4 protein-coding genes and 1 pseudogene are annotated in these 11,326 nt (G+C 70.5%); 2 read left to right on the forward strand and 3 right to left on the reverse strand.

All coding sequences use genetic code 11. The features are described from left to right. Positions 1 to 17: 17 nt before the first annotated feature. The 3 genes and pseudogenes from ABD254_RS21465 to ABD254_RS20300 all read right to left on the reverse strand — a co-directional run. Positions 18 to 875: pseudogene (locus tag ABD254_RS21465) on the reverse strand (choice-of-anchor J domain-containing protein); the annotation flags it as partial. 309 nt (positions 876 to 1,184) lie between these two features. Next, positions 1,185 to 5,306 carry a S8 family serine peptidase gene (locus ABD254_RS20295; protein WP_344250674.1) on the reverse strand — a complete coding sequence of 1,374 codons (4,122 nt, stop codon included), beginning with the start codon at positions 5,304 to 5,306 and terminating at the stop codon, positions 1,185 to 1,187. Positions 5,307 to 5,447: 141 nt separating this feature from the next. Further along, entirely contained in the window at positions 5,448 to 5,609 is a 162-nt protein-coding gene (locus tag ABD254_RS20300; RefSeq protein WP_344250676.1) for a hypothetical protein, read from the reverse strand. 196 nt (positions 5,610 to 5,805) lie between these two features. On the opposite strand from ABD254_RS20300, the gene ABD254_RS20305 reads away from it, so the two are divergent. After that, entirely contained in the window at positions 5,806 to 8,727 is a 2,922-nt protein-coding gene (locus ABD254_RS20305; RefSeq protein ID WP_344250677.1) for a helix-turn-helix transcriptional regulator, read from the forward strand. Between the two features lie 298 nt (positions 8,728 to 9,025). Continuing rightward, a partial coding sequence (locus ABD254_RS20310) for an ATP-binding protein (protein ID WP_344250678.1) occupies positions 9,026 to 11,326 on the forward strand: 2,301 nt, incomplete at its 3' end.

Consider the following 11,326-nt stretch of genomic DNA (forward strand, 5'->3'; position numbering starts at 1 on the left):
CCGAGGGAGATGTCGTCCAGCTGCCACCACTTGTCGAAGCTCGCGTTGTAGTAGTGGAACCGCACCTGAACGTCGGTCTGGCCGGCGGCCTGCGGGATCGGGACGGTGGTCCGCTGCCCTCCCCTGGCCGTGGTCTGCCGCAGCACGTTCGTCCACGTCGCTCCGCCGTCGAGGCTCAGGTCGACGTCGCCGATCTCGCCGCTGCGGTACTGGAACTCCTGGTTGAACCCGATCTCCGGATCGGTGACGCCGGACAGGTCGACCACCGGCGACACCAGGAGGGTGTCCGGCCGGTTGCCGTCCCCGAAGAAGTTGCTGTCGACGATGGCGTAGCCGCCCGAACCGCCGGTCCGATTGCCTCGGTTCCGTGGGTCGTCGAACACCCAGCCGACGCCGTTGGCGTTGTGGTCCACGACCGACCAGCCCGCGGGCAGTGCCCGGTCGTCGAAGTCGGCGGCGTAGCTGAACTCGTAGCCGTCCGCGGCGCAGGTGGCCTCGTCGACCGGGACGGCGATGTCATGGTCGACGCCGTCGGCGTCCAGCTCGACGGTCGCGGTGACGGTCTGGTATCCGGGGTAGACGGGGTCGATCGTCAGGTCGTAGGAGGATCCGGCGGGCAGCTCAATGGCGTACTCGCCGGTGCCCGGCCGGGTGTAGTGCGTGCTGTCCGTAACCCCGACCATGGTGATCTTGGCGTACAGCGGCCAGCCGTGACCGGACCCGTCAGTGACCCGCCCGGTGATCGTGGCGGTCCCGCCAGCGGCCTGGCTTTTTCCGAGCTGTGCGCCGCTGGCCGGTGCGGTGGTGAAGACCGCCGACCCGGCAACCATCAGGCCCGCAGTGGCGGCGAGTACCGCTCGTGTGACTTGCCTCATCCCAGCCAGCTCCTCAGATCGTGTGTATGTGGCTCGCTGTACGACCGTCCGTCAGGGTGCGGCCCGCGGTCCGTCACGGTGCGGAGCTACGCGGTCGCCATCGGCCCCCGCAGCGGCATTGGACGAAGTGGCGCGACGACGCTGAGCGCGACAGCGATCGCAGCGACCGAGCAGGCGACGGCTGAGCGTGCCGGCCGGTGCCGGTGGGTCGGGTCGCACGGTGCGCTGGTCCGGAGCGTGTCCTGGCATGGTGACCTCTTGTCCTCGTGACCGGCTGGTTAGTCGCTCTGCTGGTGCGGGCCGCCCTGGTCAGGGCTGTCTGACCCGGAGGGTCACCTTGACTGACTGGTTCGGGCACGGCGTGTCGGTGGCCACGGCGACGGCGGCTGTGTAGTCACCGGAGGCGATCCGCTTCCCGGCGTCGGCGGTGACCCGGACCTTGACGTGCTTTCCTGGCGCCAGCGTGATCTCGGTCGGGGTCACGCTCAACCACGAGGCTTCCGGGGCGTCTTCGCAGAGGTCGTACCCCGGAAGGGTCTCGCCGAGGCTCACTGCCCGGAATCCGCCGGTGGCTCCGCCGATGCGGTACAGGCCGCAGCTCGCGGTACCGCGGTAGGCAGCGGTGCGGGCGTTCGGCAGCGGCGACCAGGCATCCGCGGCCGGGTCGTAGGTGTAGCTCAGGTTCGTCACGTGGCCCCCGTCGATGACACCGCCCACGACCTGCAGCTGCCCGTTCGCCGCCGCGGAGGACGCCCCCCATGTCGTCGCAGGCAGGTCGGCCTGCCGCTTCCACGAGCCGAGCCCGGGGACGAACACGTACGTGGCCGCGAGCGCGGTGTCGGTCGTGGCATCCACCCCGCCCGCACACACCAGCTGGCCGCCGAGGCCACCGCAGGCAGTGAACGCCACCGGGGTCGGGTAGGCCGGTGCGCCGCTCCAGGTGTCGCTGTGCGGGTCGTAGGCGTGGACAGCGTCCGAGGGCGAGTCGCACTCGTTCGTGGTGCAGCCGCCGACGACGTACAGCGTGCCGTCGAGCACGGCGGACCCCGCGGCGCTCAGGCCACGCGGCAGGTCGGCCACCCGCGTCCACGTGTTCTCGCCCGGGTCGTACGCATAGGTGTGCGCGCTGCTCTGCGCGGCGGCGTTCCAACCCCCCGCCACGTAGAGGGTGTCGCCCACGAACTGGGCGGCAGCCCCGCTCAACGGCTCAGGGAGACTGGCCAGCGCGGACCAGGTCCCGGCGGCAGGGTCGTAGACCTTCAAGCCGGCGAACTTGGTGTAGCCGCTGCTGCCGCCTGCGACGTAGAGCTTGCCGTCGTGCCACGCGGACGCGGCGTCCATCGCAGCCTGGGGGTAGTCGGCGATCGCGGCCCACGCGGTGTCGTCGGCAGAGGACCGGAACCGCTCGTCGACCATGGCGTCATGCCCCGCCGCCGGCTGCTCCACCGCCGTGCCCGCGACCGTGGTCGCCGTCCGGACCTTCATCTCCGGAGCTTCCGGCGTCCCGGCCGGGGCTGCGGCGCTGGTGGGCTCACCCACCGCGGACTCGTCCAGCCGGACGCGCACCGGCTCGGTGCCGTCGTTGCGCAGGGTGACCTTCTGGGTCGCCTCCGCGTCGGCCTTCAGACTGAAGTCGAGCGACGTCGTGTCGATGGTCAGGTGACCGGCCCGCAGGTCGAAGTCCTGCCGGTGGACGCCGTCGGCCGTCACGTCGACCTCGGCCCCGGCCGGGGTGTAGTTGCCGTAGGTCGCGGTGAGCCGCTCCGTACCGGTGGGGACGAAGAGCCAGTAGTAGCCGTCGGAGAGGTTCTCGTCCTCGGGTGTCGGCGCGCTCGTCGGGTGTGCGGCGGTGGCACTCTCGGCGGTGATGGTGACGCCGTCGACGGGGTCACCGGTGTTGTGGTCGCGGACGACGCCGGCCACCAGGCCGCCGGAGGTCTGTTCACACGTGCGGGTGCCCACGATGACGTCGTCCACCTGCCACCACCAGCCGTACGTCGCCCAGCCGAGGTGGAACCGGACCTTGACCTGGGACTGGTTCGCGGCCCGCGGGATCGGGATCTGGACGTGCCCCTGGAACTCCGCGTCCTCCGGACTGGCCCAGATGGTGTTCCAGGTCTGGCCGCCGTCGAGGCTCAGATCGACGGTTCCCTTCTGGTCTCCCAGCCCGACGAAGTCGGTGTCGAAGTCGATCGTCGGGTCGTTGTTCTCGCTGAGGTCGGTCACCGGGGAGACCAGACTGGTGTAGTTCTCCCCGGTGGTCTTGGCGTAGACGACGACGGCGAAGTTGCCGCTGCCACCGGTCCGGTTGGGCTGTCTGTCCGGGTTGTCGAACTCCCAGGTCCGCGGGTTCCCCTCGTTCTGCTCGACCGTCCATCCGTCCAGCGGGCTGTCGGTCCAACCCTCGAACTCGGCATGCGCGCCGTCGTAGGCAAACTCGTAGCCGGGCGCTGTGCAGGTTTCCTCGTCGACGCTCAGACCGATGTCTGCGGTGATCGCCTCACCGCCGGTGAGATCCGCCGGAAACTCGGCGTCGGCGTACCCCGGGAGGTCGGCGGAGGTCGCTTCCAGGGTGTAGGCCGCGCCTTCCGGCAGGGACAGCTCGTACTTCCCGGAATGGGGGTCGGAGTAGGTCTCGATCTCAGGGTGCCCGCTGACGCTGATCCGGGCCCGCATCGGCCACCCGTGCCCGGAGGCGTCGCTCACCTGTCCGGTGACGGTCTCGCTGGCGGCGGCGGTGAGGCTCAGGTCCTGGCTGACCGTCTCCCCCTGAGTTACCGTCACGGTCACCGCCCGGGTCTCGAAGCCGAAGGCGGACGCGGTGACCTCGTAGTCACCCACCGGCAGCCGCAGGTCGTAGACGCCGTCGGCACTCACGGCGACGGTCCGGTCCACCGGGGTGTCGGCCTGGCCGCCCGTCACGTGAACGGAGGCATGCCCGATGGGGGCGCCGCTCGCGTCGGTCACCGCGCCGCTCAGCACGCCGGCCGGCTTGGCGCCGATCTGTGCCATCGCCAGCGCGTCGAGCCGGCCCTCGCCGTAGACATTGTTGTCGGCGGCGGTGCCGCCGCACTGCGCGTCCGCGGTGTCGACGGCTGTGCTGTCGAGCAGGACGCGGGTCTCCTCGATGTCGCCCACCAGCTCCGGCTGGGCTGACCACAGCAGGGCGATCGCCCCTGCGACGTGCGGCGCTGCCATCGAGGTGCCGTTGTAGCTGGCATATCCCGACCCGGGGACCGCGGACCGGACGTTTACGCCGGGCGCCGAGATGTCCGGCTTGATCCCACCGTCCTGACCGGAACCACGCGAGGAGAACCCGGCGACGGTGTTGTTCACGTCGTAGGCACCCACGGAATAGTTGCTGGTGCGGCTCCCGGGGGCGCCAGAGGTGTTGCATACGGGGCCGTTGTTGCCGTTGGACCACACCCCGAAGATGCCCGCTCCGGCCCACGCCGCCGCGACGTCGTCCATGAACGGGTCGGTCGAGGGCACGGTGGTGCCCCAGGAGTTGTTGATGATGTTCGGCCGCTTCGCAGGATCCGGGTCGGTCCCGTCCAGGCGCGTCGGGGCCAGCATCCACTGCGCGGCCTCCATGGTGTCCTCACGCGAGCAGGTGCGGCAGCCGTTGGCGGTGATCCAGGTGGCGCCCGGCGCCACACCGATCTTGTTGTCCCCGCCGTCGGAGCCGAGCATCGTGCCCATCGTGTGGGTGCCGTGCCCGTTGGCGTCGCACGGCGCGTCGCCGGAACAGCGGTCTGCGGTGTCCAGCCAGTTGTAGTCGTGGCTGAACGTCCCATCCCCGTTGTTGCCCCGGTACTGGTCGACCAGTGCCGGGTGGTCGTACTGCACGCCGGTGTCGATGTTCGCGATCACCACGTCGTCGCCGTCCACGCCCAGCTGCGCCCATACGTCGTCGGCGTGGATGTTCGAGATGCCCCATTCCACCGCCTGCGGCGAGCTCGGGTCGGCCTGGGCCACCGGCTCCACCGGCCCGTAGCTCTGCGTCGGCCACAACGAGTCCACCGCCGCGTACCCGGCGAGCGAGTCCGCGAGCTCCTCCGACCCGTTCTCGACGAACACCGCGTTGGTGGCCCAGAACGCCTCGTGGTCCACCCCGGCGGCGTCCAGCTCCTTGAGCACGCCGCGCTGCGACGTCTCCGCGGTCCGTCGCAGGGCCTCGACCACGGCAGCGCCACGCTCGTCCCAGTCCTGGATCCGCCGCGCCTGCGACAGGTCCGCGGTGGCGTCGAACCGAACCCAGAAGTCGGCCACGCCGCGCGCCTCGAGCTTCTTCGCCAGGCCCGGCCGGATCTCGGCTGGGCCGACGTCCGTCGTGCTCGGTCGGGCGGGTCCGGGGTCGGCCGGCCCGGCAGTAGCCGTGGACGCCGCGCCGGGGGCGACAAGGCTGATCGCGACAACGAGAACGGTCAACGAGACGGAGACCGGTGAGCGCATGGAACGCCGCCGATGCCCCCGGCGTCGCGCCGCTCGACGAGCCGGACCACGTGCTGCCAGTGCTGCCATTGCTGACCTCTCGTCCTCTGTGCCGGCCCGCTGCGTCGATCGGCGGTATCAGACCTCGAACCACTCGGCGTCGGCCGTACCTTCGGCCTCGTCGGATGGCTGTGGCGCGGCCCCTGCCCCGTGTCCGAGCTGGTCACGCTCCTGGTCGAGGTCCTTTTCCGGAGAGGCCGGCGCGCTCGGCTCGTCGCGTGGTGGATTGCTCTGCTGCACCCTGTGATGCTCCTGCGAGGCGTCCAGGGCTTGCTATGGCCCGCGCGGACCAAAGTTGGGCGAGCAGCGCGGGCCATCGCTCGCCCACGAGCACCAGGTCCGCCGGTGCGGTACGTCTCACCTGCTAGGGTCCAGCCACCATCTGGTGGCGTCTAAGCCCACATCACGTGCCGCATCCGTGGCAGGAGGGATGACGATGGACGGTCCGGTCGGTGCAGCTGCCGTCGTCGACCCGGCCCGTACGGCGTACCGCGTCGTCTCCCCCGCTCTCGTCGGCAGGAGCAGCGAGCTCGACCAGCTTGCCGCCGCGCTTTCGGCGGCGCCGTCCGTCGCCAGCGTCGAAGGTGAGGCGGGGATCGGGAAGTCCCGACTGTTGTCCGAGCTGCGGGGTCGGCCAGAGGTCGCCGACTGCCGGTTCCTGATGGGGGTGTGCCGGCCAATCCGCGAGCCGTTCCCCTTGGGTCCGATCGTCGAGGCGCTCCGCCATGCCGGGGGCGACCTGGCGGGTCGGACCCTTTCGCCGGTGGCGGGTGCCCTACGGCCGTTGCTTCCCGAGCTCGCCGCCGTGCTCCCGCCGTCCCCTGATCCGCTCGACGACCGGGGTGCCGAGCGGCATCGGGTGTTTCGTGGGCTCGTCGCCGTGCTCGCCGCACTGGGCCGAGCGGTCCTCGTGCTGGAGGACCTCCACTGGACCGACGAGCAGACGGTCGACTTCCTGCGGTACCTGGTCAGCGATCCACCGCCGGAGCTGACCGTCGTCGTCACGTACCGCGCGGAGGAGGTGGGGCCCGACGTGCGCGGGCTGACTGCGCATCTTCCCGAGCGCGTCGCCCTGTCCCGCGTCACCCTCGGCCAGCTCGATCAGGTGCGTACCGGAGAGCTCGCCGCCGCGATCCTCGGCATGGAGCGAGTTACCCGCGAGTTCGCGACCTACCTCGCCGAACGGAGCTCGGGGCTACCGTTCGCCATCGAAGAGCTGCTCGCCCTGATGCGCGCCCGCGGCACCCTCGTCCCCCGAGACAGCGGCTGGGCTCGGCGGGCACTGGACGATCTCGGTGTGCCGCACGGGATCCGGGACTCGGTCCTCGAGCGGGCGAGCCGCCTGTCGGCGGACGCCCGCGCGGTCCTCGAGACGGCGGCGACACTGCAGGTGCCGATGCCCGTATCGATCCTGCTCGCCGCGGTCCCTGCGTCGACCGACTCGGCGGCCGGGTTGGCGGAGGCACTGCGATCGGGGGTCCTGACCGAGAGCAACGGTCGCGTCGGGTACCGCCACGCGCTGGCGGCACAGGCGGTCTATGAGGCCATCCCCCTCCCCCGGCGTTCGGATCTCCACGGCCGCGCGGCATCTGCGCTGGAGGGTATGCAACCCGTGCCGCTCGGCCAGCTCGCTCACCACCTGCGCCACACTCCGCGGCAGGACGAGTGGGTGATCGGTGCGGAACGAGCTGCTGACCAGGCGATCGGCCTCGGAAACGAGGACGAAGCGGTCAATCTTCTGGAGGACTTGCTGCGCACTGCTGCCGTGCACGCCGCACCACGCGGCCGCATAGCGGTCAAGCTGGGTCGGGCGGCGCTTGAGGCCGCACGTGCGGCAACGATCGTTCCCTTGCTGTCCGACGTCCTCGACGAGGACCTACCGACCTCGGTCCGCGGTGAGCTGCGCTTCTGGATGGCCATGCTCATGTACCTCACCGGTTCCGACATGCGGCAGTACCGGCAGTTCGTCCGGGCCGTCGGCGAGCTCGCCGAGCGGCCCGATCTGCGCGTCTGGGCCATGGTGAACCTCGGCATTCCCATGGTTCCCGGTGTCGCGCTGTCGGAGCATCTGGAGTGGCTCGACCGGGCGCAGCGGGCGATGGCCGACGTCACCGACCGACCGCTGAAGGTATTCCTCCTGGGCAAGACGGCCATGATGCTGACGACCGTCGGCGACCCGGCGTGGCGGCGGCTTCGCGACGAGGTCCTCACTCTGACCGATGGGCAGCCCAGGGGCCGCCGTGAGGTAGATGCGTACGGCTCAATCAGCGCCGACGCCTGTCTTTCCGGCCACCACGACGTGGCCATGGCTCTCGCACGGTCCGCTGTCACTGGCGCGGCCGGCTGCGAGAGCCGCCGGCCGGTCATGTACGCGCGCTCGACCCAGTTGCTCGTCGAGTACTGCGCGGGCGCCTGGCATGGTCTCGAGGACCACGAGCTCCGCGAACTGGCCACCGAGCTCGGCGATGCGGGCCACCATCGCACCACCGTTCTCTCGGTCGCGGGGTCCCTGGCGCTGGCCCGCGGTCAGCTCGACGACGCCCACTCGCTGCTGTCTGCTGCACTCGACCAGGCGCACGCGCTCGGTGGCACTGCCGACCTGCTGCCGCTGCCCGCCGCTGCGATGATCCGCCTGTGCCTCTCCCGAGGCGACGCGGCTACCGCAGTCATCGTCGCGCTCCGGACCATCACCGAGCTGGAGGCCACGGCGATCTGGACCCCGGCTGCCCGGGTGCTGCCCGCGACGGTCCACGCCCTGACCGTGGCCGGGACGCCGGACCGTGCGCACGACCTGGTGGGCCGCTTCACCGAGAACCTGCGCGGCCTGGACGCACCGTTGGCGCCCGCCGCAGCGCGGCACGCCCTCGGGTTCCTTGCCGCGGGGGACAAGCTGTGGGACGAGGCGGCGGACCACTTCGCGGCAGCGGCGCAGCTGTACGAGCCGTTGCAGTCCCCGTACGAGGTTGCGCAGGCCCGTGAGCACGCGGCGCGGTGTCTGCTCGAAGGGGGGATCGGCGATGGAGCCGACAACCTGCGCTCCGCCGTCGCGACCTACCGGGGGCTCGGAGCTTCGTGGGATCGCGACCGTGCGGCCGGCCTCGCTCGCACCCACGGTGTCGCCCTGCCTGCACGCCATCGCGGCGGAACCAGGGGCTATGGTCCAGACCTGTCGCCGCGCGAGCTCGACGTCGCCCGACTGGCGGCATCCGGACATACCAACCAGGAGATCGCCGATCAGTTGTGCATCTCCATCAATACCGTGAAGAAGCAGATTGCGGCTGCCATGCGCAAGCTCAGCGCCCCGTCGCGGATGGCCCTGGCAGATCGCCTGACCGACCGTTCGGACCCATTGCAGTAGGACTGGTCCGGTCCTGCCATCACACATCGCACTCGACGCGCAACAGCTTGGCCCAGCTCACGTGCGGAGGGCTGCAAGGTGAGCCCAGGGGCCTGCCAACCAGGAACGTGTCGGCGAACTCCTTGACCACATGGCACACGGCTTGAAGCGCTCCGGCGTGGGTGTGTTGGCCAGACGCTGCGGTACGGCTCGCTCGGGATGAAACCCCGACCGAGTGCGAGGACGCGCCCACTACGCTGCTCACCGAGCAGGTTCAACCCGCATTGGGGCGGCATGGAACCTGGGGCTCTTCATCTGGATGCAGCTGACCTGCCGAAGAGAGGAAGTGAGGACGGCGGATCAAGCCACGCGGCCTCGCCCGAACACGGCTCCCGACCCGACGGCGCCGGCTTTCGTGGGCCGATCGGACCTGCGGGATGCGATGGTCGACGCGATCCGCGACGGCTCGGTTCTCGTCCTGATCGAAGGTGAGCCAGGGATAGGAAAGAGCCGCCTGGTCCGCGAGGTCCTCGACGTCGACGTCGTGGCGCGGCAACGTACCCTGCTTGCGGCATGCCCACCGCTCAGTGAGCCGTTCCCGCTCGGTACGCTCGTCGACGGGGTGCGCCGGCTGTCGCGAGCGCTGGCGCGTGCGGACGGCCGTGACGGCTGGCTGGGCCGACTCGGACTCAGCCGGCTGGGCGGAGCGCTGCGACCGCTGTTCCCGGAATGGGCCGAAGAGCTGCCGCCCCCGTTGGAGTCGCTGAATGATCCCCACCAGACGAGGCACCGCCTGTTTCGCGCGATCACGGAGCTGATCGAACAACTCGAGGTCCAGCTGCTGGTGATCGAGGACGCGCAATGGGCCGATTCGGCGACACTGGAGTGGCTCCTCACGGTGACCAGCCTCCCGTGTGAACTCTCCGTCGTCCTCACGTATCGCCCCACCGACGTACCCCCTGGCTCTCTCCTCCCGCGGCTGACCTCGCGGCACGCCGGGGGCGTGCGCCACCAGCGGATCACAGTAGGTCCGCTCGACGTCGATGCGACGCGACGCCTGATCGGTTCGATGCTCCGGACGGATGAGGTCTCCCTGGAGTTCGCGACCTTCGTGCACGAGCACGTCGGTGGGGTCCCGCTCGCGATCGAGGAGAGCCTTCACCTGCTGCGCGGCCGACGCGACATCGTCCGACAGAACGGCCGGTGGGCTCGGCGAGCCTTCACGGCCCTTGCGGTGCCGCCCTTGATCAGGGACTCGGTCCTGGAACGGGTCGGGCGTCTCGGCGCACCCGCACAGCGGGTACTGCAGGCAGCGGCAGTCCTGAACGAGCCCGCCGAGGTGGACCTCATCTCCGCCGTGGCCGGACTGGACGACACGGCGACCGGATCGGCGATCCACGAAGCGATCGCCGCGGGACTCCTGCGCGACGTGCCGCCTGGCCTGCTCGCGATACGTCACTCGCTAGACGCCACAGCGATCGGCGAGACGATCGTCGGCCTTGATCGCGTCAGGATGAACGAGAAGGCCGCGAGCACCCTGGAGCTTCGGGATCACCCGCCGGTCGCGCGGTTGTGCCGACACCTGCTCGAGGGCGGCGACGTCACCGGCTGGAGCCGTCACGCGGAGCAGGCAGCCGACCTCGCTCTCGAGGCCGGCGACGACCATGCGGCGATCTCGGTGCTGCACCGGCTGCTGGGTGCTGTCGAACACCCGCCGGGCGAGCGCGCCCGACTGGCAAGACGACTCGGCCAGATCACCGTGCACCGGTCCGAGTCCCTGGGTCGGCTCGAGCTGGCCGTTCGCGACACCCTGGCCGAGGTGGTTGCAGAACCCGACCTCTCGGCCACCGATCGCGGCGAGATCCGGCTCCTGCTCGGGTGGATGATGTTCCAGGCGGCCGACTTCCGGGCCGCCCACGAGCACCTGCAGGTCGCCGTGGAGGAACTCGAAGGGAGCCCGGCGAGCGCCGCACGGGCGATGATGTTCCTCGCACGCCCGGAGCTGCCTCCGGAGTGGACCGTCCACCAACGCCGAACCTCGCTCGAGCGCGCCACGGCGTTAATTCCTCTCGTGGACGCACCGACAGATCGCCGGGCTCTCCAAATCGAGCGCGCCCTCCGACTGCTCGACCTCGGCGACGAGGCGGGCTGGCAGGCGGCAGCACTGATTCCGCCCGCCGCTCCGACGGCCCTGGAGGAGTACGACGTCACCCGCGGGCTGCTCAACGTGGCTCAGCGCGCCATCGACTGGGGCAGATATGCGGAGGCGCGCACCCGTCTCGCCGAGGTCGGTGCCGTCGCGGAGGCCAACCGTTTCGAGCGCGCCAGCCTGTTCGCCGCGTTCGACATCGCTCTCCTGGACTTCCTCACCGGTCACTGGAAGGAACTGCCTGATCAGTTCGCGCGGATCGAGGAATCCCCAGACACCCACCCGCAGATCCTCCTCTCTGCGCGGGCGATCGGCGCAGCACTCGAGCTGCGCGCCGGACGGAGGGAGCCTGCCCACGAGCGCCTGAGCACCGTCATCGTGGAGGACATCGCCAGCCCGGCGGCCTTGCCGGCGATGCTGGCTGCCGAGGCCATCGGTCGGCTCTACCTGCTCGACGGGGAGCCGGCACAG

This window comes from Isoptericola hypogeus, assembly GCF_039531145.1.
Classification (GTDB): Bacteria; Actinomycetota; Actinomycetes; order Actinomycetales; family Cellulomonadaceae; genus Isoptericola; species Isoptericola hypogeus.

What these genes read in the sequence shown, in the direction of transcription:
- ABD254_RS20305 (WP_344250677.1), top strand. Translation starts at nt 5,806, where the DNA reads ATGGACGGTCCGGTCGGTGCAGCTGCCGTCGTCGACCCGGCCCGTACG.